The following is a 26,044-nucleotide window of genomic DNA, read 5'->3' on the forward strand; positions in this document are numbered from 1 at the left end:
CCGGCAAGTGACGGCGCATGAAAAGGAAAAGGGGCCGCGAGGCCCCATCTTTTCGTGCTGCGTGGCTCAGTGGCGACCGGTGCTGCCGAAGCCGCCGGCGCCGCGATCGCTCGCGGGGAATTCGTCGACGATGTTGAACTGCGCCTGCACGACCGGCACGATCACGAGTTGCGCGAGCCGTTCGAACGGGTTCAGCACGAACTCGGTCTGGCCGCGGTTCCACGTCGAGACCATCAACTGGCCCTGGTAGTCGGAGTCGATCAGGCCGACGAGGTTGCCGAGCACGATTCCGTGCTTGTGGCCAAGGCCCGAGCGCGGCAGGATCAGCGCCGCATAGCCGGGATCGGCGAGGTGGATCGCGAGGCCGGTCGGCACGAGCGTGGTTTCGCCCGGCTGCAGCGTGACCGGTGCGTCGAGGCAGGCGCGCAGGTCGAGGCCGGCGCTGCCGGTGGTCGCGTAGGCGGGCAGGTAGTCGCGCATGCGCGCGTCGAGAATCTTCAGGTCGAGTTTCATGCTGTCGTCGAATCGGTCGGGAAGGGCGCGGCGGCAAGGGCCGCCTCGCGGGGATCAGATCAGGCGGTTGTCGGGCAGGCGCTTCGCGATTTCCGCGACGAGCGCATGCGCGAGTTCGTCCTTGGGCGCGCGCGGCAGGCGCGTGAGGCCGGCGGCCTCGAACAGCACGACTTCGTTGTCGTCGCGGCCGAACGTCAGCGGGCCGAGATTGCCGACGAGCAGCGGCACGTTCTTGCGCTTGCGCTTCTCGTCGCCGTGCACGTCGAGGTCGCCGCTTTCGGCCGCGAAACCGACGCAGAACGGCGCATCGGGCAGCGCCGCGACCGACGCGAGGATGTCGGGGTTCTCGACGAAGGCGAGCGCCGGCATCTTGCGGTCGGCCGTCTTCTTCATCTTGTGCTCGGCCGGCTGATCGACGCGCCAGTCGGCGACCGCGGCCACCGCGATGAAGATGTCGGCGTCGGCGACCGCATGCATCACCGCGTCGTACATCTGCTGCGCGGTCTGCACGTCCTGACGGTAGACGCCCCACGGCGTGTCGAGCGCGACCGGCCCGGCGACGAGATGCACGTCGGCGCCGGCCTGCTGCGCGGCCCGGGCGAGCGCGAACCCCATCTTGCCGCTGGAGCGGTTCGTCAGGCCGCGCACGGGGTCGAGCGGTTCGAACGTCGGCCCGGCCGTGATCAGCACGCGACGGTGCGCGAGCACCTTCGGCGCGAAGTGCGCGACGATCGCTTCATAGATCGCCTCGGGTTCGAGCATGCGGCCGTCGCCGACTTCGCCGCACGCCTGCGCGCCCGAATCCGGGCCGAGCACCGACACGCCGTCGGCGCGCAGTTGCGCGGCATTGCGTTGCGTGGCCGGGTTCTGCCACATCTGGCGGTTCATCGCGGGGACGACGAGCAGCGGACAGTCGCGCGCGATGCACAGCGTCGACAGCAGATCGTCGGCGAACCCATGCGCGAGCTTGGCGAGGAAATCCGTCGACGCGGGCGCGATCACGATCGCGTCGGCTTCGCGCGACAGGTCGATGTGCGCCATGTTGTTGTCGATGCGCGCATCCCACTGGCTCGTATAGACGGGCCGGCCCGACAGCGCCTGCATCGTGACGGGCGTGATGAACTGGGTGGCCGCGTCGGTCATCGCGACCTGCACGGTCGCGCCGGCCTTCACGAGCAACCGCGTGAGCTCGGCGATCTTGTAGCAGGCGATGCCGCCCGTCAGGCCGAGAACGAGGTGTTTTCCTGCGAGTTCTGCGTGTGCCAACTCAGGCCTCCTGGGGTCAAACGGAACGGCCGGCGCGAAGCCGGCCGTCGACACGGAGTATGCGCGCTCAGCGCGAGCCGCGCACGCGCCGTAGCTCGTCGTAGATCAGCAGCACCGCACCGATCGTGATCGCGGAATCGGCGAGGTTGAACGCCGGGAAGTGCCACGCGCCGAGGTGGAAATCGAGGAAGTCGATCACGTGGCCGTAGACGAGCCGGTCGATCACATTGCCGAGCGCGCCGCCGAGGATCAGCGCGAGCGACAGGCTGAACAGCCGCTGCTGGCCGTGACGGCGCAGCAGGAAGCAGATCACGAGCGTCGCACCGACGCCGAGTGCGGTGAACGCCCAGCGCTGCCAGCCGCTCGCGGTCGACAGGAAGCCGAACGCGGCGCCGCGGTTATATACCAGCACGAGGTTGAAGAACGACGTCAGCGCATGCTGCGCGCCGTACGCGAACGTTTTCAGGATCGCGATCTTCGACAGTTGATCGAACAGGATCACGATCAGCGAAATACCGAGCCAGGGCGCGAGCGCGCCGCTGGCCGGTTTCGACAGGGTCTTCGCCATGGTTTAAGCAGCGCTCCGGATTTCGCCGTTTTCAAACAGGTTCGAGAAGCAGCGGCCGCACAGCGTCGGATGCTCGGCGTGCGCGCCGACGTCTTCGCGGTAGTGCCAGCAGCGCTCGCACTTCTGGTACTTCGACGCGGCCACGTCGACGCTTTCCTGCGCTTCGTCGTCGACCTTGACGACCGTCGCGGCCGACGTGATCAGCACGAACTTCAGGTCGTCGCCGAGGCTCGTGAGCGCGTCGTAGCGCGCGCCGCTCGCGTGCACGGCCACTTCGGCCTGCAGCGACGAACCGATGCGGTTCGCGGTGCGCGCTTCCTCGAGCGCCTTGGTCACGTTGCCGCGCACGTCGCGCAGCAGCGCCCACTTCTCGATCAGCGCGGCCGAGCCGGCGACTTCCGGATACGCATAGTAGGTTTCCGTGAAGATCGTGTCGCTGGCAGGCTGGAATACCTTCCACGCTTCTTCGGCCGTGAACGACAGGAACGGCGCGAGCACGCGCAAGAGGCCATGCGTCAGGTGGTACAGCGCGGTCTGCGCGGAGCGGCGTGCGCGCGAATCGGCGGCGCTCGTGTACAGGCGATCCTTCAGCACGTCGAGGTAGAAGCCGCCGAGGTCTTCCGAACAGTACGTCTGCAGCTTCGCGACGACCGGGTGGAATTCGTACTTCTCGTAGTGGCCGAGCAGTTCCGTCTGCAATTGCTGCGAGAACGCGACCGCATAGCGGTCGATCTCGAGCCATTCGTCGACCGGCACCGCGTGCTGCGCGAAGTCGAAATCCGACAGGTTCGCGAGCAGGAAGCGCAGCGTGTTGCGGATGCGGCGATAGCCTTCGGTCACGCGCTTCAGGATTTCCTCGGAAATCGCGAGCTCGCCCGAGTAGTCGGTCGACGCGATCCACAGGCGGATGATTTCCGCGCCGAGGCGGTTCGCGACTTCGTGCGGGTCGATGCCGTTGCCGAGCGACTTGCTCATCTTGCGGCCTTCGCCGTCGACGGTGAAGCCGTGCGTGAGCAGGCCCTTGTACGGCGCGCGGCCGTCGAGCATCGATGCCGTGAGCAGCGACGAATGGAACCAGCCGCGATGCTGGTCCGAGCCTTCGAGGTACAGGTCGGCCGGGAACTGCAGCTGATCCTTGTGCGAGCCGCGCAGCACGTGCCAGTGCGTCGTGCCCGAGTCGAACCACACGTCGAGCGTGTCGCGGTTTTTTTCGTACAGGTTCGCATCGTCGCCGATCAGCTCGCGCGGGTCGAGCGACTGCCACGCCTCGATGCCCGATTGCTCGACGCGCTTCGCGACTTCCTCGAGCAGCTCGAGCGTGCGCGGGTGCAGCTCGCCGGTTTCCTTGTGCACGAAGAACGCCATCGGCACGCCCCACTGGCGCTGGCGCGACAGCGTCCAGTCCGGACGGTTCGCGATCATGCTGAACAGACGCTGCTTGCCCCAGGACGGGTAGAACGCGGTCGCGTCGACGCCTTCGAGCGCGGTTTCGCGCAGCGTCTTGCCGCCGTCGTGCGGCTTCACGTCCATGCCGGCGAACCACTGCGACGTCGCGCGGTAGATGATCGGCGTCTTGTGGCGCCAGCAGTGCATGTAGCTGTGCGTGTACTTCTCGCTGCGCAGCAGGGAGCCCGCCGCGTTCAACGCGTCGACGATCTTCGGGTTCGCATCCCAGATCGACAGGCCGCCGAACAGCGGCAGCGATTCGATATAGCGGCCGTCGCCCATCACCGGGTTGATGAAGTCGGAATCGGTCATTCCGTGCGCCTTGCACGACATGAAGTCCTCGATACCGTACGCGGGCGACGAGTGCACGACGCCGGTACCGGTGTCGGTCGTCACGTAGTCGCCGAGGTAGACGGGCGCGGTGCGCTTGTAGCCGGGGTGGGCCGACGCGAGCGGGTGGTGGAAGCGCAGGTTCGCGAGCTTCACGCCGGGCGCGGTCGCGACGACGCGGCCGGTCAGCTTGAAGTCGGTCATGCAGGCTTCGACGCGCTCTTCCGCGATGATCAGCAGCCCGCGCTCGGTGTCGACCAGCGCGTAGACGATTTCCGGATGGAGGTTCAGCGCCTGGTTGGCGGGAATCGTCCACGGCGTGGTCGTCCAGATCACGATGCCGCCCTCGGCGCGCGGCAGCGCCGCCAGGCCGAACGCCTGCGCGGTCTTTTCGGGTTCCGCGAACGGGAACATCACGTCGATCGTCGGATCGGTGCGGTCCTTGTACTCGACTTCCGCTTCCGCGAGCGCCGAGCCGCAGTCGAAGCACCAGTTGACCGGCTTCAGCCCGCGGTACACGTAGCCCTTCTCGATGATCTTGCCGAGCGCGCGAATTTCTTCCGCCTCGTTCACGAAGTTCATCGTCTTGTACGGGTTGGCCCAGTCGCCGAGCACGCCCAGGCGCTTGAAGCCGACCTTCTGCTTCTCGATCTGCTCGGTCGCGTACGCGCGCGCCTTGCTCATCACTTCGGCCGCCGGCAGCGACTTGCCGAACTGCTTCTCGATCTGGATCTCGATCGGCATCCCGTGGCAATCCCAGCCCGGCACGTACGGTGCGTCGAAGCCGGCCATGTTGCGCGACTTGACGACGATGTCCTTCAGGATCTTGTTGACCGCGTGGCCGAGGTGGATGTCGCCGTTCGCATACGGCGGGCCGTCGTGCAGGATGAACTTCGGCCGGCCCTTGCTGGCCGCGCGGATCTTGTCGTAGATACCGCGCTCTTCCCACTCCTTGACCCACTGCGGCTCGCGCTTGGGCAGGTCGCCGCGCATCGGGAACGGCGTGTCGAGCAGGTTGACCGGATACTTGGCCTGCGGTTTCGAATCGGCTTTCTTGTTGCTCATGATGGGATCGCTATCTAAATCGGGGGACGCTCGTGCGTCGTGAATCGGGGATGCGCGCGCGTCGGCGGCGCGAGGGTGCGGCGCGGTGCGCCGCCGGCCGGATCAGCTAATTCGGTCGGTGGCCGACGTCGCGAAGCCGGTCGCGCGGCTGCCCGGCGCGCGGTCGCGCTCGGCGAAGTACGCGCGCGCATTCGCGACGTCGAGCGCGATCGCCCGCGACAGCGCCTCGAGATCGTCGAACTTCGCCTCGTCGCGCAGCTTCTTCAGAAATTCGACGCGGATCAGTTTGCCGTATGCATCGCCGTGCCAGTCGAGCAGATGGACTTCGAGCAGCGTGCGGCCGGAATCGTCGACCGTCGGGCGCAGCCCGAGGCTCGCGACGCCCGGCAGCGGGGTGGGGCCGAGGCCGTGCACCTGCACGACGAAGATGCCCTTGAGCGCCGGCCGCTTGTGCGCGATCGGCAGGTTCAGCGTCGGAAAGCCGAGATCGCGGCCGAGCTTCAGCCCGTGCGCGACGTGGCCGCTGATCAAGTAGCCGTGGCCGAGCGCCTGCGCGGCCGCGTCGAGATCGCCGGCGGTGAGCGCCGCGCGCACACCGGAGCTGGAAATGCGCGTGCCGTCGCTGCCGGCGACCGTGCCCATCTGCTCGACTTCGAAGCCGTACTGCTCGCCGGCTGCCTTCAGCGTGTCGAAGGTGCCCGCGCGTTTCGCGCCGTAGCAGAAATCGTCGCCGACCATCATCCAGCGCGTGTGCAGCCCGTTCACCAGCGTGCGCTCGACGAACGCCTGCGGCGACTGGCTCGCGAAGGTGTGATTGAAGTGCTCGACGACGACGCGGTCGACCCCGTGGTCGCGCAGCGCCTCGAGCTTGTCGCGCAGCATCGCGATGCGCGGCGGCGCGCCGGCCGGGTTGAAGAATTCGCGCGGGTGCGGCTCGAACGTCATCACGCACACGGGCAGGCCGCGCGCGTCCGCTGCCGCGCGCACGCGCGCGAGCAAGGCCTGGTGGCCGCGATGGACACCGTCGAAGTTGCCGATCGTCAGCGCGCACGGGGCGCGGCTCTCGGCGTTGGGCAGGCCGCGGAAGACTTTCACGATAGCGGATGCAGCGTCGGGGAATGGGCGGTGGGATGCCGCAAAGCAGAAGATTATAAACGTTCGGGCGGGCCGGCGGCCGAGAAGGCGGGAAACGCGAGGGCGAATGGTAAAATTCGCGGATGAAAAAACTCGTGATCCTGATTTCCGGTCGCGGCAGCAACATGGAGGCCATCGTCCGCGCGTGCGCGCAGGAACGCTGGCCGGCCGAGGTCGCCGCCGTGATCGCCAACCGGCCCGACGCGGCCGGCCTGGCTTTTGCCGCGTCGCACGGGGTGGCGACGGCGGTGGTCGACCACCGGTCGTTCGACGGCCGCGACAGCTTCGACGCGGCGCTCGCCGCGGAGATCGACCGTTTCTCGCCCGATCTCGTCGTCCTCGCCGGCTTCATGCGCATCCTCACGCCCGCTTTCGTCAGACGTTACGAGGGCCGGCTGCTGAATATCCATCCGTCGCTGCTGCCGAGCTTCAAGGGCATCCACACGCACCAGCAGGCGCTGGATGCCGGCGTCACGCTGCATGGCGCGAGCGTGCATTTCGTCATTCCCGAGCTCGACAGCGGCGCGATCGTCGCGCAGGGCGCGGTGCCCGTGCGCACCGGCGACGACGCAGCGGCACTCGCGCGGCGCGTGCTGGCGGTCGAGCACGTGCTGTATCCGCGCGCGGTGCGCTGGTTCGTCGACGGCCGGTTGCGCCTCGAGAACGGCCGTGCAGTGGTGGCGCCCGACGAGGCGCGCTGGATTTTCGCGGATGAACCGCATACCGAAACGAGTGAGGGCGTATGAAGCTGCACGGATTCCTGATCGGCCAGACCGAGACTTTGCTGGCCGAGGTGCTGAAGTTCGCCGGCCCCGCCGACGCGACGACGAGCCGGTTCTTCCGCGCGCACCCGAAGCTCGGGCATGCCGAGCGCGGCGTGATCGCCGAGGCCGTGTTCGCGGTGCTGCGCCGGAAGATGGAATTTTCGCATCTGGCCGAGAGCGGCACGGGCACGCCCGCGCGACGCCTCACGCTGCTCGGCCTGATGCAGACGGTCGGTCGCAATGCGCTGAAGCCGTTCCTGTCCGACACCGAGTCCGCATGGCTCGAGCACGTGTCGAAGATCGATCCGGCGAGCCTGCCCGTGCGCATTCGCACGAATCTGCCCGACTGGATTCATCAGGCGCTGTCGGCCCGTTTCGACGCCGACGAGCTCGCGCAACTCGCCGCCGCGCTGAACTACCCGGCGCCGCTCGACCTGCGTGCCAACGCGCAGAAGGCGAGCCGCGACCAGGTGATCGAAGCGCTGCGCGTGAGCGGCATCGACGCAGGCGCGACGCCGTTCGCGCCGTTCGGGGTGCGCGTGGTCGGCAAGCCGGCGCTGACGCGCCTGAAGCTGTTCGAGGAAGGGGCGATCGAGGTGCAGGACGAAGGCAGCCAGCTGCTGTGCTCGCTGGTCGCGCCGCGGCGCGGCGAGATGGTCGTCGATTTCTGCGCGGGCGCGGGCGGCAAGACGCTTGCGCTCGGCGCGATGATGCGCTCGACCGGGCGCCTGTATGCGTTCGACATCTCGGAAAAGCGCCTCGCGAAGCTGAAGCCGCGCCTTGCGCGCAGCGGGCTGTCGAACGTGAACCCGGTGCTGATCGACAGCGAGCACGACGCGAAGATCAAGCGGCTCGCGGGCAAGATCGACCGCGTGCTGGTCGACGCACCGTGCAGCGGCCTCGGCACGTTGCGCCGCAATCCGGACCTGAAGTGGCGCCAGACGCGCACCGCGATCGACGAGCTGACGCCCAAGCAGGCGTCGATCCTCGCGAGCGCCGCGCGGCTCGTGAAGAAGGGCGGCCGGCTCGTCTACGCGACCTGCAGCGTGCTCGACGCCGAGAACGAGCGCATCGTCGAACAGTTCCTGGTCGATCATCCCGACTTCGTGCTGGTGCCGGCGCAGCAGGTGCTGGCCGACCAGCGCATCGCGCTCGAGACGGGCGATTACCTGTCGCTGTGGCCGCACCGTCACGCGACTGACGGCTTCTTCGCCGCGGTGCTCGAACGCCGCGCCGCGCAGTAACGACGCCCGGACGGACGATGGAGAATCTGCAGAGCCGCCTGCTGTCGCACCGGCTGGCGTCGGTGATTCGCGATTTCCACCAGCCGGTGATGATCTGGCAGGCGGCGATCCTCGTCGGGGCGCTGTGTTTCGCGTGGGTAGCCGCGCGCTTCGTGCACGGCCGGATCGAGGCTCGGCGCCGGGCCGCTGGACGCGCACCGGGCGCGGGCGCGCAAAGCCTGAAGCGGGCGCTGTTTCCGCTGTTCGGCAGCGTGTTCGTCGGCGGCGCGCAGCTCGCGTTCGACCCGTTCATGTCGACGTCGCTGCTGTCGCTCGCGCTCGTGCCGCTGTTCGGCATCGGGCTGATCTACGTGCTGTTCTTCTTCGCGCGACGCGTGTTCGCGCGCGACGGCCACACGCACGCATGGCTGTCGATCGTCGAGAAGATCGTGTCGACCGTCGTGTGGGCCGCGATGGTGATGACCGTGCTCGGCATCCAGCACGACGTGCTCGGCTGGCTCGACAGCGTGCAGTTCCGGGTCGCGACCGCGCACCTCACGCTGCTGTCGGTGATTTCCGGCGCGCTGTGGGTCTGCGTGACGCTGATGGTCGCGATGTGGCTCGGCTCGGTGCTCGAGGATCGCCTGTCGCGCGCGAGCACGCTCGACGCGAACCTGAAGGTCGTGCTGTCGCGGGTCGGCCGCGCGCTGCTCGTGTTCGCGGCGATCCTGATCGGGCTGTCGCTCGTCGGCATCGACGTGACGGTGCTCGGCGTGTTCGGCGGCGCGGTGGGCGTCGGCCTCGGTTTCGGGTTGCAGAAGATCGCGAGCAACTACGTGTCGGGCTTCATCATCCTGCTCGACCGCTCGCTGCGGCTCGGCGATGCGATCAGCGTCGGCGGGCTGCAGGGCGTCGTCACGCAGATCCGCACGCGCTACACGGTCGTGCGCGGCCTCGACGGCAACGAGACGCTGATCCCGAACGAGAAGCTGATCACCGACGTCGTGCAGAACCAGTCGTCGTACCTGACGCGCGGCTACGCGAAAGTCGCGGTGCAGGTCGCGTACACGAGCGACGTCGAGCGGGCGCTCGCGTTGCTCGCCGACGCCGCGAAGGACGTGCCGCGTGTGCTGGCCGAGCCGGCGCCGACTCCGTATCTCGTGAGTTTCGGCGCGGACGGGATCGACCTGGAGCTCGGCTTCTGGATCGAGGATGCGGCGAAAGGCACGTCGGGCGTGCGCTCGAGCGTGAACCGCAACATCTGGCGGCTGTTCAGCGAGCACGGGATTTCGATTCCGTTTCCGCAGCGCGAAGTGCGCGTGGTCGGGCTGCCGGACGGCTTTCCCGCGCCGGGCGTGGCGGCCGGGGTCGATCCGGCGGCGGCCAATGGTGCGCTGGACGCGCGCACACCGGCGGCGTAGCGGGCGGGTGCGGTCGATCGTATCGATTCCGCGGTCGAAACCGGATCGTAGGCCTTTTCCAGTCCGCCCGTGGACCGCGCGGATTGCGTCAAGGCAAGAAAATATTCATTTTTTACAAAGACTTGGAACGGTTGAAGTAAAATTCTGGTCTACACGCGGTATGCTTTCATTTTTCTGACGCTGGCGTGAGCCGGCGTCGCTCTCATCACAGGTAACTGCCTTGTTGAATTCCCTGCTCGATTTTCTTTCCCACGGGCTTCTGCATTTTTCGTGGTGGCAGGTCGCGCTGTTCGCGCTCGCCGTCACGCACGTCACGATCATCGGCGTAACGGTCTACCTGCACCGCTGCCAGGCGCACCGCGCGCTGGAGCTGCATCCGATCGCGAGCCATTTCTTCCGTTTCTGGCTGTGGATGACGACCGGGATGCTGACCGGCCAGTGGGCCGCGATCCATCGCAAGCACCACGCGAAGTGCGAAACCGAGGAAGATCCGCACAGCCCGCAGACGCGCGGCATCTGGAAGGTGTTCCTCGAGGGCGCCGAGCTGTACCGCGCGGAAGCGAAGAACGAGGAGACGATGCGCAAGTTCAGCCACGGCACGCCGAACGACTGGCTCGAGCGCAATCTCTACTCGAAGTACCCGATCCTCGGCATCAGCATGATGATGGTGATCGACGTCGCGCTGTTCGGCGTGCTCGGCCTGACCGTGTGGGCCGTGCAGATGGTGTGGATCCCGTTCTGGGCGGCGGGCGTCGTCAACGGCTTCGGTCACTTCTGGGGCTATCGCAACTTCAACTCGGCCGACGCGAGCACGAACCTGTTCCCGTGGGGCATCGTGATCGGCGGCGAAGAGCTGCACAACAACCACCACACGTTCGCGACGTCGGCGAAGCTGTCGAACAAGTGGTACGAGTTCGACATCGGTTGGATGTACATCCGGATCATGTCGGCATTCGGTCTCGCCAAGGTCAAGAAGGTTGCGCCCACGCCGCGCCTGAACAAGCCGAAGACGGTGCTCGACCAGGAAACGCTGCAGGCCGTGCTGTCGAACCGCTATGAAGTGATGGCGCGCTACGGCAAGGCCGTGAAGCGTGCGTACCGCCAGGAGCTCGCGCACCTGAAGGAGCTCGGTTCGAGCGAGAAGTACCAGTTGATGCGCAGCGCGCGCAAGTGGTTCCACAAGGATGCCGACGGCCTCGACGAGCCGCAGAAAAAGCTGCTGCCGGAAATCTTCGCGAACAGCCAGAAGCTGCATACGTACTTCCAACTGCGCCAGGATCTCGCCGCGATCTGGGATCGTTCGACCGCGTCGCGCGAACAACTTCTCGCGCAATTGCAGGATTGGTGCCATCGTGCGGAACAAAGCGGCATCAAGGCGCTGCAGGAATTCGCGATGCGCCTGCGTCGCTACGCCTGATTCGAAATCGATTAGAATCTCAGGACGTCACAAACCCCGCGTTGGCGGGGTTTTTTCATTTGGGCCACCGGTTTTTGACGGATCGGCAGCGCCTGAATGGGTATGAGGCTTGGGGAGATGGCGAGTGGGCGCCCCGGGCGAGTGCAAGGGATGAGATCGGAGCAGGGCGCCGAAGCGCCCACGCTGATCGACCGCGAAGCATGGGATCGGAGTAAGTGCTGAAGCGCTAACGCTGATCGACCGCGAAGCATGGGATCAGAGTAAGCGCTGAAGCGCTAACTCTGATCGACAGGAGATATGGAGATGCAATCGACGATCAAACCCGTCGAGTACGACCGGCCCGTCGCCGCAGGGACCGTATGCGGCGTGGGACAGGCGTGGGCCAAGGTGCCCGAGGCGCCGTCCGCCGAGGAGCGCGTTGCGCTGAAGGCGCGTATCAAGGCGTTGCTCGCCCGTGAAAAGGCCGTGCTGGTCGCCCACTACTACGTGGATGCCGAACTGCAGGAACTGGCCGACGAAACCGGCGGCTGCGTGGCCGATTCGCTCGAAATGGCTCGCTTCGGCCGCGATCACGACGCGCAGACGCTGGTCGTCGCCGGCGTGCGCTTCATGGGCGAAACCGCGAAGATCCTGAGCCCGAACAAACGGATCCTGATGCCCGATCTCGACGCGACCTGTTCGCTCGACCTCGGCTGCCCGGTCGACGAATTCTCGGCCTTCTGCGATGCGCATCCGGACCGTACCGTCGTCGTCTACGCGAACACCAGTGCGGCCGTGAAGGCGCGCGCGGACTGGATGGTCACGTCGTCGATCGGTCTCGAGATCGTGGCCGACCTGCACGCGCGCGGCGAAAAGATCATCTGGGCGCCCGACCGCCATCTGGGCAGCTATATCCAGAAGAAGACCGGCGCGGACATGCTGCTGTGGCAGGGCTCGTGCCTTGTCCACGACGAGTTCAAGGGCATCGAGCTCGATCTGCTGCGCGCCGAATATCCGGACGCGAAGGTGCTCGTCCATCCCGAGTCGCCGGAAAACGTCGTGGCGCAGGCCGATGTCGTCGGTTCGACCACGCAACTGATCGACGCGGCCGTCAAGTTCGACGCGAAGCGCTTCATCGTCGCCACCGATCTCGGCATCCTGCACAAGATGCAGCTTGCGGCGCCCGGCAAGACCTTCATCGCGGCGCCGACGGCCGGCAACAGCGCGACCTGCAAGAGCTGCGCGCACTGCCCGTGGATGGCGATGAACGGCCTCGCGAACCTGGCCGACGTGCTCGAACGCGGCCACAACGAGATTTTCGTCGATCCCGCGATCGGGGAGCGCGCGCGTTTGCCGATCGACCGGATGCTCGAATTCGCGGCCGCGCACAAGAAGCGCGTGCAGGCGAGCGGCGACTTGCAGCGCGACCAGCAACTGTTTGCGAACGTGGGGGCGGCGTAATGAACGGCCCCCACGCTCACATTCGTTCGGCTCCCCCCGAGGGGGCGGCCGCCTTCCCTGGGGGCGGCCCGGCGGAAGGCGCCGCGACTGCAGTCTCCCCGCTGTTCGAAGCCGTCCGCGCGCAATACGGCGCGGCATTCGACGCAGCGATCGCACGCAACGTGGCCGATGCGATCGCCGAAGATGTCGGCACTGGCGACCAGACCGGGCGGCTCGTGCCGGCCGGCGAGCGCCGCCGTGCACGGATCATCGTGCGCGAGGAAGCCGTGCTGTGCGGCGTACCGTGGTTCGACGCCGTGATCGCCCGGATCGATCCGTCGATCGTCGTGCAATGGCGCTATCGCGAAGGCGACCGGATGACGGCGGATTCGACCGTGTGCGAACTCGAAGGGCCGGCGCGCGCGCTGCTGACCGCCGAGCGCAACGGGCTGAACTTCCTGCAACTGCTGTCGGGCGTCGCGACCGCGACGCGACGTTACGTCGATCGCGTCGAAGGCACGCGCGCGAAGATCCTCGATACGCGCAAGACGCTGCCGGGGCTACGGCTCGCGCAGAAGTACGCCGTGCGCGTGGGCGGCGGCGAGAACCAGCGTCTCGCGCTGTACGACGGCATCCTGATCAAGGAAAACCACATCGCGGCGGCTGGCGGTGTCGGCGAGGCGCTCGATGCGGCGTTCGCGCTGGAGTCGGGCGTGCCCGTGCAGGTCGAAGTCGAGACGCTCGCGCAGCTCGACACGGCGCTCGCGCATGGCGCGCAGTCGGTGCTGCTCGACAACTTCACGCTCGACATGATGCGCGAAGCGGTGCGTGTGGCGAATGGCAAGGCCGTGCTCGAAGTATCGGGCGGCGTCAATTTCGATACGGTGCGCACGTTCGCGGAGACGGGCGTCGATCGCATCTCGATCGGTGCGCTGACGAAGGACGTGCGGGCGACGGACTATTCGATGCGGATTGTCGACTGATCGAACGTCGTTCGATCAGACAAAAGCCGTTGGCGCGCAAACGCCAGCGGCTTTTTTTCTTCTGCTGCGGACGCGACGGGGAAGGGCGGCGCGCCGCTCAGCGGCGTACGCGCGGCGTGAGCACGCTCGGCAATGCCTTCGGCAGCGTATGCGGCCAGTCGCGGCTGTAGTGCAGCCCGCGGCTTTCGCGGCGCGAGTGCGCGCTCTTCACGATCAGCGTCGCCACGTCGACGAGGTTGCGCAGTTCGAGCAGATCGCGCGTCACGCGGAAATTCGCGTAGTACTCGTGGATCTCGTCGCGCAGCAGCGACAGCCGGTGCTTCGCCCGCTCGAGGCGCTTGTCGGTGCGCACGATGCCGACGTAGTTCCACATCAGGCGGCGCAGTTCGTCCCAGTTGTGTGCAACGACGACTTCCTCGTCCGCATCCGACACGCGGCTTTCGTCCCAAGCGGGCAGCGCGGCGGGTGCGTCGGCATCGAAGCCGGCCGCCTCGATCGCCCCGGCCGCTGCACGGCCGATCACGAGGCATTCGAGCAGCGAGTTGCTCGCGAGCCGGTTCGCGCCGTGCAACCCCGTGTACGACGTTTCGCCGACCGCATACAGGCCGGCGAGATCGGTGCGGCCGGCGAGATCGGTGACGACGCCGCCGCACGTATAGTGCGCGGCCGGCACGACGGGGATCGGCTGTTTCGCGATGTCGATGCCGAATTCGAGGCAGCGCGCATGGATCGTCGGGAAATGTTCGCGCAGGAACGCTTCCGGCTGGTGGCTGATGTCGAGATACACGCAGTCGATCCCGCGCTTCTTGATCTCGAAGTCGATCGCGCGTGCGACGATGTCGCGCGGCGCGAGTTCGGCGCGCGGATCGTGCGCGGGCATGAAGCGCGTGCCGTCGGGCAGCTTCAGGAGGCCGCCTTCGCCGCGCACGGCTTCCGAAATCAGGAACGACTTCGCGTACGGATGAAACAGGCAGGTCGGGTGGAACTGGATGAATTCCATGTTCGACACGCGACAGCCGGCACGCCACGCCATCGCGATGCCGTCGCCGGTCGCGGTGTCGGGATTCGTCGTATACAGATAGACCTTGCCGGCGCCGCCGGTGGCGAGCACCGTATGCGGTGCCTCGATCGTGATCGTCCGGTCGTTGTCGACGTCGAGCGCATACAGGCCGTGACAGCGGCGGCCGGGCAGGCCGAGCCGGTCCGACGTGATCAGGTCGATCGCATGGTGGTTTTCGAAGAACGTGATGTTCGGATGCTGGCGCGCGCGCGCCGACAGCGTCGCCAGCACCGCATGGCCGGTTGCATCGGCTGCATGGATGATCCGGCGGTGACTGTGGCCACCTTCGCGCGTCAGGTGAAAGCCGAGTTCGGCCGCGTCGTCCTTCGTGAACGGCACGCCTTGCGAGATCAGCCATTCGATCGCTTCGCGGCCGTGCTCGACGATGTAGCGCGTCGCGCCTTCGTCGCACAAGCCGCCACCGGCGACCAGCGTGTCGTCGACGTGGTTCTCGATGCTGTCCGCCGAGTCGAGGACCGCCGCGATGCCGCCCTGCGCGTTATCGCTCGCCCCCTCCATCATCGAACGTTTCGCGATCAACGCGACACGTCGCGTGCTGGCCAGGTTGAGTGCGACCGACAGCCCTGCCAGGCCGCTGCCGACGATCGCCACGTCGAATTTCATGCTGCATCTCCATCGTTACGCTTTTTGATCTTGCGTTCCGTCGGCTGTCGCCGCGGAAAGGGGAGAGCATACCGCGTCGGGCGCGAGCGCGCGCGCCAAAACAAAAAGCCCCGCAGATGCGGGGCTTTTCGGTCGCCGTCAGGCTGGCAGAAACCGGAAGATTACTTGATCTTGGTTTCTTTGTATTCCACATGCTTGCGGACGACGGGATCGAACTTCTTGATCGCCATCTTTTCCGGCATGTTGCGCTTGTTCTTCGTGGTCGTGTAGAAGTGACCCGTACCAGCGGTCGACTCGAGCTTGATCTTGTCGCGGGCGCCTTTTGCCATGATTGTGCTCCTTGGGCTTAGGCTTCGCCGCGTGCGCGCAGGTCAGCGAGCACGGAATCGATGCCGTTCTTGTCGATCAGGCGCAGGCCGGCGTTCGAGACGCGCAGGCGCACCCAGCGGTTTTCGCTCTCTACCCAGAACCGGCGGTTTTGCAGGTTCGGCAGGAAGCGACGCTTCGTCTTGTTGTTGGCGTGGGAAACGTTGTTGCCGCTCATCGGCGCTTTCCCAGTTACTTGGCATACGCGTGCCATGAGAGCACTCCTAATACGCTAAATTCGGGGTTCGATCGCCGGTGAAGGTTCCATCGCACCGCCACGTGATCCATGGCTGCACTCAGAACGCCGTAGCCCTTACAGACAAGGCCCTTCGATGGCTAGAACTGGTTGGAAAAAAGACAGACGGCGATTCTAGCAGAAAAAGTTCAGAAAAATCAAACCTAATTTCGCTTCGCCGTTGCGGCGCCTTGGGATGGGCCGCCGCGCCACAGTCTACAGCCAACCGGCCCGCGCGAACGAAAAAGTATCGCTGACGCCGACGACGATGTGATCGAGCAGCCGCACGTCGACGAGCTCGAGCGCGTCTTTCAGCACGCGGGTCAGGCGGCGGTCTTCCGCGCTCGGTTGCACCGCGCCCGACGGATGGTTGTGCGCGACGATCAGCGCCGCGGCGTTGTGTTTCATCGCGCGGCGCACGATCTCGCGCGGATAGACGGCCATGCGCGTGAGCGAGCCGCGCGCGATTTCCTCCATGTCGATCAGGCAGTTGCGCGCGTCCAGGTAGACCGCGATGAACACTTCGTACTGGCGCGTGCCGATCTTCAGTCGCAAACAATCCTCGACGGCACCGGGCGAGTCGATCTGCATCCGTTCTTCCGCTTTCTCCACCAGCATGCGCCGCGCGATCTCGGTGACCGCGACGAGGCGCGCGGAGCGCGCGGGGCCGATGCCGGGATGCGCCTCGAAATCGTCGGTGGTCGCTTCGAGCAGCCCGTGCAACGTGCCGAACTGCTCGACCAGTCTGCGGGCGGTGACGAATACGTCGTGCCCGGGCTTGCCGGTGCCGAGCAGCAGCGCGATCAGCTCGTCGTCGGTCAGCGCGGCCGGCCCGCGTTCCACCAGCCGTTCGCGCGGCCGCTCGGGCCGCCAGTCGCCCGTGCGGCGCCTGCGCCGGTTGATCGGGATGACGCGGCCGGGCGGATCGGCCGGCGCGTCGGCGGTGTCGCGGCATTCGGCCGACGGCAGGATGGGGCGGGGTGACGGCATGATCGGAACTCCATTGGCGGCAGGCGGCGTGCGCAACGTCGTCGCACTTTCCGCCTTGCACGCTCAGGTGACTTACAATATTGGCTTTGCGCCGGGCCATTCGGCCGTATCGGGCGCCGACTGAACGAGTAATTCATGAGCCTCATCGATCTATCCGAAGTGAAGCCCGGTTCCCACGTCACGTTGCATTACCGGCTGGCACTGGCCGACGGCGCCGACATCGTCAACACCTTCTCGGACAAGCCGGCCACGCTGTTGCTGGGCGCGGGGCAACTGGCGCCGTCGCTGGAACAGATTCTGCTCGGGCTCAGGGTCGGCGACCACTCGACTTTTCAGCTAGCCCCCGATCAGGGGTTCGGCCCCCGCAATCCCGACATGCTCCAGCGCGTGACGCTGTCGACGCTGCGCGAGAACGGAATGGTCGGCGACGATTTCACGCCGGGCGAACTCATCGAGTTCAATGCACCGGATGGCGGGCGCTACGCGGGGGTGCTGAAGGAAGTCGGCGAGACCTCGGCACTGTTCGACTTCAATCATCCGCTCGCGGGCCAGGCGCTCACGTTCGAAGTGAAAATCATCGGAATCCTGTAATCATGAGTACCACCGATATGCTGTCCGGGCAGACCGTCGCCGCCGACGCCGAAATCCTGCTGGCCCAGCCGCGCGGCTTCTGTGCGGGCGTCGACCGCGCGATCGAGATCGTCGAGCGCGCCATCGCGATGCACGGTGCGCCGATCTACGTTCGTCACGAAATCGTCCACAACAAGTACGTGGTCGAGGATCTGAAGAAGAAGGGTGCGATCTTCGTCGAAGAGCTCGAGGAAGTGCCGGCCGGCAATACCGTGATCTTCAGTGCGCACGGCGTGTCGAAAGCCGTGCGCGACGAGGCCGACGTACGCGGGCTGCGCATTTACGACGCAACCTGCCCGCTCGTCACGAAGGTGCACGTCGAGGTCGCGAAGATGCGCCAGGACGGCGTCGACATCGTCATGATCGGGCACAAGGGCCATCCCGAAGTCGAAGGTACGATGGGCCAGGTCGAGCGCGGCATGCACCTCGTCGAAAGCGTCGAGGACGTGCAGAAGCTCGAGCTCGCCGATCCCGAGCGCATCGCGCTCGTCACGCAGACGACGCTGTCCGTCGACGACGCGGCCGAAATCATCGGCGCGCTGAAGGCGAAGTATCCGAAGATCCGCGAACCGAAGAAGCAGGACATCTGCTATGCGACGCAGAACCGCCAGGACGCGGTGAAGTTCATGGCACCGCAATGCGATGTCGTGATCGTGGTCGGGAGCCCGAACAGTTCGAACTCGAGCCGGCTGCGCGAAGTGGCGGAAAAGCGCGGCGTGGCCGCGTACATGGTCGACGCGCCCGACCAGATCGATCCGGCATGGGTCGCCGGCAAGCGCCGCATCGGCGTGACGGCCGGCGCGTCGGCGCCCGAGGTGCTCGCCCAGGCCGTGATCGCACGGCTGCGCGAACTCGGCGTGCGCAACGTCCGCGCACTCGACGGCATCGAGGAAAACGTGTCGTTTCCGCTGCCGCGCGGGTTGAACCTGCCGCCCGCCACTTGATTGCCGCATCGCACCCGCGGAATACCGAAGCGCGCCTCCCGGCGCGCTTTTTTTGTGTGTCGAAATTGCGATCGCAACCATGATTCCCGATCGTGGTGCAACCCGGTTGCTCCCGGCGCGCTCAATCGTGTCTCAAAATTGGTTGCAATGCAGGAAAACCCCATCGAATCAGGAATATTGGCGTCCTGTAAATGGAGTTACAATGCGCCCGTTTTCAAGCCGGAATGGCTTTGAAATCGGGTTTTGGCAAGGCGCGGGAGACCATTCAATGCATGTGAAGTTGGCTTACGCCGTGTCCGTCGCCGCACCGGTTGCAATCCTCGCCGGCTGCAGCAAAAAGAGCGACGACGGGGCGGGCAGGGAAGCTGCGGGGTTCGCGGCGCCATCGGCCAGCGGCGGGCGCGTCGCCGGAAGCGGACGTGCGGCGCCATCGGCGCGCCGTCTCGCGCAACTGGGCAGGGACAAGGAATACGGGGCACGTTTGACGATCGAGGAAATCAACGCGCTTGGCCCGACGAGCGGGCCGGCAGCGGGCATGCAGGCTGCGTCGCGGCAAGCGGCCGGTCGACGGATGCCGGACAATCGCGGCGTTGCCCGCAGCGTGCCGAGGCCACTGTCCCCCCTTCGATTCGATTCGACGAAACGGCATGCCGCCGCGACCGCCCGTGTCGGGGCGCGCTGCCTGGTTCGTACGATGGATTCCGATGCAGTCCTGACGGAAGTCGGGCGCGATTGCCGCAACGCCTTGTCGGGCGACGCGGCGCGGAATCCGCTCCGTCCGGGCGCGATGTTTGCGTGGCACCGGACGGGCCAAGGCACGGATGCCGGGCAACCGGACGACGGCCGTCTCGGCATGCTGCCCCACGACTTCAAGGAGGCCACGAACACCGTCCTCGATGTCGTGACGATTTAGCGACGGGACTCATGACGGCACCGAAACAGTGCGGTGCCGTTTTCGTATCCGCTCCGGCGGCAGGCCCGGCCGTACAGGCCGGGCGGCGCGCGCCGGGACGATCCACCCTTACCGGTATCGAACTAGTACCCGCAGTGTCGCCGAGAAGGCGCGATTCCTCGCTTACCGGCGGGGCGCAACGTCCTCCGGCAGCATGGGCCAAGGAGCTTTAAATGGATATTTTCGTCCAGCAGGTTCTCAACGGGCTGGTGCTCGGCAGTGTGTACGCCATCATCGCGTTGGGATACACGATGGTGTACGGCATTCTCGGCATCATCAACTTCGCGCACGGCGACGTGCTGATGATCGGCGCGATGGTCGCACTGTCGGCCATCACCGTGCTGCAGAACCACTTTCCCGGACTCGGCAACGTCGCGACGCTGACGATCGGCCTGGGCATCGCCGCGGTCGTCTGTGCGTTCGTCGGCTTCACGATCGAGCGCGTCGCGTACCGTCCGCTGCGCCGCGCGCCGCGCCTCGCGCCGCTGATCACCGCGATCGGCGTGTCGATCCTGCTGCAGACGGCCGCGATGATCATCTGGTCGCGCAACCCGCTGCCGTTCCCGCAATTGCTGCCGACCGACCCGATCAACGTGATCAAGGCGACCGACACGACGCCCGGCGCCGTGATCTCGGTCACTGAAATCGTGATCATCGCCGTCGCGTTCATCGTGATGGGCGGCCTGCTGCTGCTCGTGCACAAGACCAAGCTCGGCCGCGCGATGCGCGCGATCGCCGAAAGCCCGAATACGGCAAGCCTGATGGGCGTGAACCCGAACTTCGTGATCTCCGCGACGTTCATGATCGGCTCCGCGCTCGCCGCGCTGGCCGGCGTGATGATCGCGTCCGAATACGGCAACGTGCACTTCTACATGGGCTTCATCCCCGGCATGAAGGCGTTCACCGCGGCGGTGCTCGGCGGGATCGGCAACCTCGGCGGCGCGATGGTCGGCGGCGTGCTGCTCGGCCTGATCGAGCAGCTCGGGGCCGGCTACATCGGCAACCTCACGGGCGGCGTATTCGGCAGCAACTACCAGGACGTGTTCGCCTTCATCGTGCTGATCGTCGTGCTGGTGTTCCGTCCGTCGGGCCTGCTGGGCGAACGGGTCGCGGATCGCGCGTAACGGAAGGGGAGCAAACAACATGACATCCATTCAACCGATCGAATCGTCGACGTCGCTCGTCGAAGAGCGCAACACCGCCAAGACCGTCGTCATCGGCCTCCTCACCGCGGTCCTCGTGATCGCCGCGCCGATCGTGATCGGCTCGGCCGGCGGCAACTACTGGGTGCGCGTGCTCGACTTCGCGATGCTGTACGTGATGCTCGCGCTGGGCCTGAACGTGGTGGTCGGCTTCGCCGGCCTGCTCGACCTCGGCTACATCGCGTTCTACGCGGTGGGGGCGTACACGGCGGCACTGCTGAGCTCGCCGCACCTGACCTCGCAATTCGAGTGGATCGCGGCGCTCGCGCCGAACGGCCTGCACGTGCCGTTCCTGATCATCGTGCCGATCGCGATGGCGCTGGCGGCGACCTTCGGGATCCTGCTCGGGGCACCGACGCTGCGCCTGCGCGGCGACTATCTGGCGATCGTGACGCTCGGCTTCGGTGAAATCGTCCGGATCTTCATGAACAACCTCGACCGTCCGGTGAACATCACCAACGGCCCGAAGGGGATCACGGGCATCGATCCGGTGCACGTCGGCGGCTTCAACCTGTCGCAGACGCATACGCTGTTCGGCTTCCAGCTGCCGTCGGTCTACATGTACTACTACCTGTTCGTGCTCTGCTCGCTGCTGGTGATCTGGGTGTGTACGCGTCTGCAACACTCGCGTATCGGCCGTGCATGGGCAGCGATCCGCGAAGACGAGATCGCGGCGAAGGCGATGGGCATCAACACCCGTAACGTGAAGCTGCTGGCGTTCGCGATGGGCGCATCGTTCGGCGGCCTGTCGGGCTCGATGTTCGGCGCGTTCCAGGGCTTCGTGTCGCCCGAGTCGTTCACGTTCTGGGAATCGATCGTCGTGCTCGCCTGCGTGGTGCTCGGCGGCATGGGCCATATCCCGGGCGTGATCCTGGGCGCGGTGCTGCTCGCGATCTTCCCGGAATTCCTGCGCTCGACGATGAGCCCGCTGCAGCATGCGCTGTTCGGTCATGACGTCGTCGATACCGAAGTGATCCGTCAGGCGCTGTACGGCCTCGCGATGGTGATCATCATGCTGTACCGCTCGGAAGGCCTGTGGCCCGCGCCGAAGCATGAGGACAAGATCGCGAAACTGGCGAAGCGCAACAGCAAGAAGCCGGTGCGCGCTTAACCAACGGACAAGGGGATACACACATGAGCGACAAGCAAATCCGACTGTCCGTGCAGGGCGTGAACAAGCGTTTCGGCGGCCTGCAGGCGCTGTCCGACGTCGGCCTCCAGATCAAGGAAGGCGAGATCTACGGCCTGATCGGCCCGAACGGCGCCGGCAAGACGACGTTCTTCAACGTGATCACGGGCCTCTACACGCCGGACTCCGGCGACTTCAAGCTGGACGGCCAGAACTACACGCCGACGGCCGTGCACCAGGTGGCCAAGGCCGGCATCGCGCGCACGTTCCAGAACATCCGCCTGTTCGGGGGGATGACGGCGCTCGAGAACGTGATGGTGGGCCGCCACGTGCGCACCAAGCACGGGCTGCTCGGCGCGGTGTTCCAGACGCCGGCCGAACGCCAGGAAGAGCGCGAGATCAAGGAACGCGCGATCGAGCTGCTCGAATACGTCGGCGTGCTGCAGTATGCCGACTACACGTCGCGCAACCTGTCGTACGGTCACCAGCGTCGTCTGGAAATCGCACGGGCCCTTGCGACCGATCCGAAGCTGCTCGCACTCGACGAGCCGGCCGCCGGGATGAACGCGACCGAGAAGGTCGAACTCACGCGCCTGCTCGACAAGATCCGCTCGGACGGCCGCACGATCCTGCTGATCGAGCACGACGTGAAGCTCGTGATGGGGCTGTGCAACCGGATGACGGTGCTCGATTACGGCAAGGTGATCGCCGAGGGTCTGCCGCAGGACGTGCAGAAGAATCCGAAGGTGATTGAGGCATATCTCGGCGCAGGGGTGCACTGATGGCAGCGGCAATGTTGAAAATCAAGGGCTTGCAGGTCAACTACGGCGGCATCCAGGCCGTCAAGGGCGTTGACATGGAAGTCCGTCAGGGCGAGCTCGTGACGCTGATCGGCGCGAACGGCGCCGGCAAGACCACGACGATGAAGGCGATCACCGGCCTGAAGCCGTACTCGGCAGGCGACATCGAGTACGACGGCAAGTCGATCAAGGGCGTGCCGTCGCACGAACTGCTCAAGCGCGGGCTCGCGATGGTGCCGGAAGGCCGCGGGATCTTCGCGCGGATGTCGATCATCGAGAACATGCAGATGGGCGCGTACCTGCGCAACGACAACGAGCAGATCAAGAAGGACGTCGACCGGATGTTCGGCTTTTTCCCGCGCCTGAAGGAACGGGCGACGCAGCTCGCGGGCACGCTGTCGGGCGGCGAGCAGCAGATGCTGGCGATGTCGCGCGCGATTCTGAGCAAGCCGAAGTTGCTGCTGCTCGACGAGCCGTCGATGGGTCTGTCGCCGATCATGGTCGAGAAGATCTTCGAAGTGGTGCGCGAGATTTCGAAGGAAGGCATCACGGTGCTGCTGGTCGAGCAGAACGCACGCCTCGCGCTGCAGGCGGCCGACCGCGGCTACGTGATGGATTCGGGCACGGTCACGATGGAGGGCGATGCGAAGCAGATGCTCGACGATCCGAAGGTGCGGGCTGCGTATCTCGGTGAATGAATGAGCGGGCCCGGCGCGGCGGCGGTTGCCGGCGCGTCGCGCAAGGGCTTTCGAAAAGCTGTCGCGGGATGCCGTGACAGCTTTTTTTTCGTCCGGCGTGTCCGGCGGCGAACTGTGCTCGCGGATGCGACGCCATTCATCGGGTAGCGAGGCCGGCCACGCGGTGCGGGACACGGCGGCGTGTCGGTTTGCCGGCAGCCGTCCGCCACCGGCCCTCCGCCACCGGCCCTCCTCAAACCGACACGCGGGAGGCGTAGCATGGCCGATCCATCGCGATACGGAGAGCACGCATGAGTCTGGACTACGGTTTCGTGAAGGCGAAGGTGACGTCGGTGGCGCAGCTGAAGGGCTCACCGCACGGCAGCGAGATCCAGTATCACATCCATCTGACGCTCGCGTTGCCGAGCGGCGACTGGGATGTCGCGATCAATGTCGGCACCAACGATGCGGATGACCTGCTGAACTACAAGCTCGTCTACGATTTCCATCATCCGATCACGGCGACGCTGGCGGCCGCAGCCGAAGGCTATACGGACCTCACCGGGCACGCCGCGCTACCTGCGCTCGACTATTTGCGCAGCGATATCCTGAACGAGACGGGGGCGTGGCGCGCGAGCGCCGTGATGGACGGCACCGAGCACGCGGAGCCGATTCCGTCGCTGCTGCGGCTCGTCAATGCCGCCCAGTCGCAAGGGCTCGATGTGGTCGTTTTCGGCCGCACGTATGCGCAAGGCAACGGCATCCACGACACGCACATGAACCAGGGCTCGACAGGCTCGAACTACCTGCACCGCGCGGGCAACGACCGCAACGACCACAACGACGTGTGGCAGGACGGCGCGCTGATCGTGCGCGTGAGCGACACGCAGTGGGCCGCGTATTTCGCGGCGTTCGAGCAGCAGGCCGTGCCGACCGACGCGCTCGGCAATCCGCTACCGAGCGCGGGGCCGATCACGCGCTGAACCGTGTAGCAGCCGGCGGCCGCGTTACGCGGCGGGCAGCGTCTTGCCGAACGAGATGCGTTCCTCGACGCGATAGCCGAGCGCCGCGTAGAAGCGGCATGCATCGTCGTTGCCGGGCAGCACCTGCAGGTTGATCTTCAGGCAGCCGCGCGCGGCGAGCGCGCGCTCCGCATGTGCGATCAGCGCGCGGCCGACGCCGAGCCGGCGTACGTCGTTCGCGACGCCGAACGAATAGAGCCAGCCGCGATGTCCGTCGAAACCGGCCATCAGCGTGCCGACGACGCGCGCCCCGCTGGTCGCGACGAAGAACAGCTCCGGCTGCGTCGCGAGCTTCAGCTCGATCGATCGTAGCGGATCGCGGTGCGGCGGCGCACCGGCTTCGTCGTACTGCGGGAACGCGTCGCGCCATACCGCGAGGACGGCATCGGTGTCGGCGCGTTCGAACGGGCGGATCACGACAGCATCGGCGGCGGCATCCATCGCGGCGGCTCCCTTACAGCGTGTCGAGGATCGACCGCAGCATCGCCATCATCCGGTCGATTTCTTCGGTCGTCACGTTCAGCGCGGGCATGAAGCGCAGCAGGTTCGGCCGCGCGGCATTCAGCAGCAGGCCGTCGGGCTGCATGTCGCGCGCCTTCTCGACGATCTGCGGGCCGATGTCCTTGCCGAGCAGCAGCGCGCGCAGCAGGCCTTCGCCGCGTTCGCCCTCGAAGCCGCGCTCCTCCGACAGCTCGAGCAGCTTGCGCTTCAGGTATTCGCCGCGCTCGCGCACGCCTTCGAGGAAGCCGGGCGCGACGAGCTGCGAGATGACCGAATAACCGACCGCCGTCATCAGCGGGTTGCCGTTGTACGTGCCGCCCTGGTCGCCGGCCTCGAACACCGCGACATCGGCCTTCGACAGCAGCGCCGCGAGCGGCACGCCGCTGCCGATGCCCTTGCCGAGCGTCATGACGTCCGGCTCGATATCGGCGAGTTCGTACGCGAACAGCGTGCCCGCGCGACCGCAGCCGCTCTGCACTTCGTCGACGATCAGCAGCAGGTTGTGCTGTTTCGTCAGCGCGCGCAACTCGCGCATGAATTCGCGCGTGGCCGGAATCACGCCGCCTTCGCCCTGGATCGGTTCGAGCATCACCGCGACGGTCTTGTCGGTGATCAGCTTCTCGACCGAGTTGATGTTGTTCAGTTCGGCCTTCGGGAAGCCCGGCACCTGCGGCGCGTAGATTGTGTCCCAGCCCGGCTTGCCGCTGGCCGACATCGTCGCGAGCGTGCGGCCGTGGAAGCTGTGATCGAACGTGATGATCTCGTACGCGCCGTTCCTGAACTTGCGGCCCCACTTGCGCGCGAGCTTGATCGCGCCTTCGTTCGCCTCGGCGCCGCTGTTCGTGAAGAACACCTTGTCGAACACGCTGTGCTGCGTGAGCAGCGCCGCGAGCTTCGCCATCGGCTCGTTGTAGAACGCCGGCGACGGGTTCAGCAGCTTTTCGGCCTGCGTTTTCAGTGCTTCGACGACACCGTCGTTGCAGTGACCGAGGCTGTTGACGGCCCAGCCCTGGATGAAGTCCAGATAGCGCTTGCCCGTGTGATCGTAGAGCCACGAACCCTTGCCGTGCGTAAACACGATGTCGGGGCGGTTCGTGATGTACATCAGCGAGTCGATCGGATAATCGTTCAGGGGCATGGCGGCAGACTCCAGCGGGCGTTGAAAGGAAACGGGCAATAAAAAAGCCACGGAAGGCCGTGGCTGGTGGGTCGAACAGCTTGTGCGTAACCGGTGAAGCGGAGGAGGGTTACGCGCGAGTCCGTGACGAGCCGGCGGCATCCGGGCGGAGCGGCGAGCGGCGACGTCGGAGAGCGGACAGGAAGCGGTTCATGTGCGCAAGCATAAGGCATCCCGCGCCCCACT

At 66.1% G+C, this 26,044-nt stretch carries 25 protein-coding genes; 14 read left to right on the top strand and 11 right to left on the bottom strand.

Annotation, left to right across the window (positions count from 1 at the left end; translation table 11 throughout):
* Positions 1 to 66: 66 nt before the first annotated feature.
* From dut to WS89_RS30385, 5 genes are all read right to left on the bottom strand, one after another.
* Complete coding sequence (gene dut, locus WS89_RS30365) at positions 67 to 513, bottom strand: dUTP diphosphatase (protein ID WP_059504717.1); 447 nt, start codon at positions 511 to 513, stop codon at positions 67 to 69.
* A 54-nt stretch (positions 514 to 567) separates the two neighbouring features.
* Positions 568 to 1,779: a bifunctional phosphopantothenoylcysteine decarboxylase/phosphopantothenate--cysteine ligase CoaBC gene (coaBC, locus tag WS89_RS30370; RefSeq protein WP_027808191.1), complete on the bottom strand. Its 1,212-nt coding sequence runs from the start codon at positions 1,777 to 1,779 to the stop codon at positions 568 to 570.
* A gap of 67 nt (positions 1,780 to 1,846) precedes the next feature.
* Positions 1,847 to 2,347 (bottom strand): signal peptidase II, encoded by a 501-nt coding sequence (gene lspA, locus WS89_RS30375; protein WP_059795765.1) that lies wholly within the window; start codon positions 2,345 to 2,347, stop codon positions 1,847 to 1,849.
* A gap of 3 nt (positions 2,348 to 2,350) precedes the next feature.
* On the bottom strand, positions 2,351 to 5,188 hold the full coding sequence (gene ileS / locus WS89_RS30380) for an isoleucine--tRNA ligase (protein WP_059795767.1): 2,838 nt from the start codon (positions 5,186 to 5,188) through the stop codon (positions 2,351 to 2,353).
* Between the two features lie 102 nt (positions 5,189 to 5,290).
* A complete protein-coding gene (locus tag WS89_RS30385; protein WP_059504721.1) occupies positions 5,291 to 6,283 on the bottom strand; it encodes a bifunctional riboflavin kinase/FAD synthetase in 993 nt (330 codons plus the stop codon).
* Positions 6,284 to 6,405: 122 nt separating this feature from the next.
* Between WS89_RS30385 and purN the strand changes: the two genes are divergently transcribed.
* The 6 genes from purN (at position 6,406) to nadC (ending at position 13,549) form a co-directional block, all read left to right on the top strand.
* Positions 6,406 to 7,068, top strand: coding sequence for a phosphoribosylglycinamide formyltransferase (purN, locus tag WS89_RS30390; RefSeq protein WP_059795768.1), 663 nt, complete (start codon positions 6,406 to 6,408; stop codon positions 7,066 to 7,068).
* Entirely contained in the window at positions 7,065 to 8,330 is a 1,266-nt protein-coding gene (locus WS89_RS30395; RefSeq protein WP_059795769.1) for an RsmB/NOP family class I SAM-dependent RNA methyltransferase, read from the top strand. The genes purN and WS89_RS30395 overlap by 4 nt, the downstream gene beginning before the upstream one ends.
* 17 nt (positions 8,331 to 8,347) lie before the next feature.
* Positions 8,348 to 9,730, top strand: a complete 1,383-nt coding sequence (locus WS89_RS30400; protein WP_059795771.1) for a mechanosensitive ion channel family protein — start codon at positions 8,348 to 8,350, stop codon at positions 9,728 to 9,730.
* Between the two features lie 220 nt (positions 9,731 to 9,950).
* Positions 9,951 to 11,147 (top strand): DesA family fatty acid desaturase, encoded by a 1,197-nt coding sequence (locus tag WS89_RS30405; RefSeq protein WP_059504729.1) that lies wholly within the window; start codon positions 9,951 to 9,953, stop codon positions 11,145 to 11,147.
* A 303-nt stretch (positions 11,148 to 11,450) separates the two neighbouring features.
* Positions 11,451 to 12,587 (top strand): quinolinate synthase NadA, encoded by a 1,137-nt coding sequence (nadA, locus tag WS89_RS30410; RefSeq protein WP_059795979.1) that lies wholly within the window; start codon positions 11,451 to 11,453, stop codon positions 12,585 to 12,587.
* Positions 12,587 to 13,549, top strand: coding sequence for a carboxylating nicotinate-nucleotide diphosphorylase (nadC, locus tag WS89_RS30415; protein WP_082742015.1), 963 nt, complete (start codon positions 12,587 to 12,589; stop codon positions 13,547 to 13,549). The genes nadA and nadC overlap by 1 nt, the downstream gene beginning before the upstream one ends.
* Positions 13,550 to 13,646: 97 nt before the next feature.
* Here the strand turns inward: nadC and nadB are convergent, their stop codons facing one another.
* The 4 genes from nadB to radC all read right to left on the bottom strand — a co-directional run bounded on the left by nadB (position 13,647) and on the right by radC (position 16,824).
* On the bottom strand, positions 13,647 to 15,233 hold the full coding sequence (gene nadB / locus WS89_RS30420) for an L-aspartate oxidase (RefSeq protein WP_059504730.1): 1,587 nt from the start codon (positions 15,231 to 15,233) through the stop codon (positions 13,647 to 13,649).
* Positions 15,234 to 15,394: 161 nt separating this feature from the next.
* The gene (rpmG, locus tag WS89_RS30425) at positions 15,395 to 15,562 is read right to left on the bottom strand and encodes a 50S ribosomal protein L33 (RefSeq protein ID WP_006478046.1); all 168 of its coding nucleotides are present in this window, start codon (positions 15,560 to 15,562) and stop codon (positions 15,395 to 15,397) included.
* 17 nt (positions 15,563 to 15,579) lie between these two features.
* The gene (gene rpmB / locus WS89_RS30430; RefSeq protein WP_004186391.1) at positions 15,580 to 15,813 is read right to left on the bottom strand and encodes a 50S ribosomal protein L28; all 234 of its coding nucleotides are present in this window, start codon (positions 15,811 to 15,813) and stop codon (positions 15,580 to 15,582) included.
* A 237-nt stretch (positions 15,814 to 16,050) separates the two neighbouring features.
* On the bottom strand, positions 16,051 to 16,824 hold the full coding sequence (radC, locus tag WS89_RS30435) for a RadC family protein (protein ID WP_059795773.1): 774 nt from the start codon (positions 16,822 to 16,824) through the stop codon (positions 16,051 to 16,053).
* A 135-nt stretch (positions 16,825 to 16,959) separates the two neighbouring features.
* Here radC and WS89_RS30440 point away from each other — a divergent pair, with 135 nt between their 5' ends.
* From WS89_RS30440 to WS89_RS30475, 8 genes are all read left to right on the top strand, one after another.
* Positions 16,960 to 17,415 (top strand): FKBP-type peptidyl-prolyl cis-trans isomerase, encoded by a 456-nt coding sequence (locus WS89_RS30440; RefSeq protein ID WP_034208176.1) that lies wholly within the window; start codon positions 16,960 to 16,962, stop codon positions 17,413 to 17,415.
* 2 nt (positions 17,416 to 17,417) lie between these two features.
* Positions 17,418 to 18,398, top strand: coding sequence for a 4-hydroxy-3-methylbut-2-enyl diphosphate reductase (gene ispH / locus WS89_RS30445; protein ID WP_059504734.1), 981 nt, complete (start codon positions 17,418 to 17,420; stop codon positions 18,396 to 18,398).
* Positions 18,399 to 18,600: 202 nt separating this feature from the next.
* Positions 18,601 to 19,311, top strand: coding sequence for an amino acid-binding protein (locus WS89_RS30450; protein ID WP_179949898.1), 711 nt, complete (start codon positions 18,601 to 18,603; stop codon positions 19,309 to 19,311).
* Positions 19,312 to 19,523: 212 nt separating this feature from the next.
* Positions 19,524 to 20,474 carry a branched-chain amino acid ABC transporter permease gene (locus WS89_RS30455; protein WP_034208173.1) on the top strand — a complete coding sequence of 317 codons (951 nt, stop codon included), beginning with the start codon at positions 19,524 to 19,526 and terminating at the stop codon, positions 20,472 to 20,474.
* Positions 20,475 to 20,493: 19 nt separating this feature from the next.
* Entirely contained in the window at positions 20,494 to 21,663 is a 1,170-nt protein-coding gene (locus WS89_RS30460) for an ABC transporter permease subunit (protein WP_059504738.1), read from the top strand.
* Between the two features lie 23 nt (positions 21,664 to 21,686).
* Entirely contained in the window at positions 21,687 to 22,463 is a 777-nt protein-coding gene (locus WS89_RS30465; protein ID WP_034178806.1) for an ABC transporter ATP-binding protein, read from the top strand.
* Positions 22,463 to 23,179: an ABC transporter ATP-binding protein gene (locus WS89_RS30470; RefSeq protein ID WP_006750046.1), complete on the top strand. Its 717-nt coding sequence runs from the start codon at positions 22,463 to 22,465 to the stop codon at positions 23,177 to 23,179. The genes WS89_RS30465 and WS89_RS30470 overlap by 1 nt, the downstream gene beginning before the upstream one ends.
* Positions 23,180 to 23,469: 290 nt before the next feature.
* Positions 23,470 to 24,141, top strand: coding sequence for a DUF2278 family protein (locus WS89_RS30475; RefSeq protein ID WP_059795775.1), 672 nt, complete (start codon positions 23,470 to 23,472; stop codon positions 24,139 to 24,141).
* A gap of 24 nt (positions 24,142 to 24,165) precedes the next feature.
* On the opposite strand, the gene WS89_RS30480 is transcribed toward WS89_RS30475, so the two are convergent.
* Positions 24,166 to 24,621, bottom strand: coding sequence for a GNAT family acetyltransferase (locus WS89_RS30480; protein ID WP_034208170.1), 456 nt, complete (start codon positions 24,619 to 24,621; stop codon positions 24,166 to 24,168).
* 13 nt (positions 24,622 to 24,634) lie between these two features.
* On the bottom strand, positions 24,635 to 25,819 hold the full coding sequence (locus tag WS89_RS30485) for an acetylornithine transaminase (protein WP_059795776.1): 1,185 nt from the start codon (positions 25,817 to 25,819) through the stop codon (positions 24,635 to 24,637).
* Between the last annotated feature and the right edge of the window lie 225 nt (positions 25,820 to 26,044).

This window comes from Burkholderia sp. MSMB1072 (genome assembly GCF_001524725.1).
GTDB lineage: Bacteria > Pseudomonadota > Gammaproteobacteria > Burkholderiales > Burkholderiaceae > Burkholderia.